This window comes from Vibrio sp. 1249-1 (genome assembly GCF_033340495.1).
In genome coordinates, this window is the sequence record NZ_JAWOWJ010000159.1 from 1 (window position 1) to 1,018 (window position 1,018).

Here is a 1,018-nt window from a genome sequence, read left to right on the forward strand (position 1 = left end):
AAAGGGAGGCTTCGGCTTCCCTTTTTCGTATTTGTTTTTTTATTTAGTTATAAGCATAAACTGAAGGTGCTCCCTTCTTGTTTTTTAAAAACAACCTCTTACTTGAAGTATGTTTTTTCTGATTCGCAGTTCCCTCATAAGTGGTTGATCCTCTCTTTCCCAACAAAAACCTATATAACGAAATGTTCTCAATACGTTATCAATACGAGTAGTAACAATAACCATTCCCGTTTATATTCTTGTCTTCGGTTTTTATTAGAAAGGTTTTTATATGTACGTTTGTCTTTGCCATGGCGTCTCCGACAAAAAAATTAGGAAGTTGGCGATAGATGAGGGTGTAACTGATATTCGAGGCATTAAGAGATGCACTGCTTTGGGGAGCCAGTGTGGTAAGTGCATTAAGCAGGCGAAAGAAATCCTAGCAGAAACACATTACACAGAATTAAGACAAGCCAGTTAACTACCTCATTGCTTTTTGAGGATTACTTGGTCTCTTTGACACCTTCTCATTTGCTTCTAAAGTTAATAGAAGCCAAATAGGAGGGCTTTGTCATGAAAGGCGATCCAATCATCATCCAACATCTCAATAAAGTGCTCGGTAACGAGCTCATCGCTATCAATCAATATTTTCTTCATGCTCGTATGTATAAAGACTGGGGGTTAAAGCACCTTGCCGATAAGGAATACCACGAGTCGATTGATGAAATGAAGCATGCTGACCACCTTATCGAGCGGATCTTGTTCTTGGAGGGATTACCGAATCTTCAAGATCTTGGAAAGCTAATGATTGGTGAAGATACTAAGGAAATGCTCGAATGCGACCTTAAACTGGAGATGGCGGCCATTCCGGATCTAAAAGATGCGATTGCCTATGCCGAAGATATTCGCGACTATGTTTCGCGTGATTTATTTCAAGATATTCTCGAAGATGAAGAAGCGCATGTGGACTGGCTTGAGACCCAACTTGGCTTGATTGAAATGTCAGGTATTGAAAACTACCTTCAAGCTCAGTATGTCG

At 40.0% G+C, this 1,018-nt stretch carries 2 protein-coding genes; both read left to right on the plus strand.

The annotated features are described in order from the left end of the window. The first annotated feature begins 271 nt into the window (after positions 1–271). A complete protein-coding gene (locus tag R7Z50_RS24940) occupies positions 272–460 on the plus strand; it encodes a (2Fe-2S)-binding protein (RefSeq protein ID WP_005496545.1) in 189 nt (62 codons plus the stop codon). 92 nt (positions 461–552) lie between these two features. Continuing rightward, the coding region (gene bfr, locus R7Z50_RS24945) for a bacterioferritin (protein ID WP_318149410.1) at positions 553–1,018 on the plus strand (466 nt) is incomplete at its 3' end.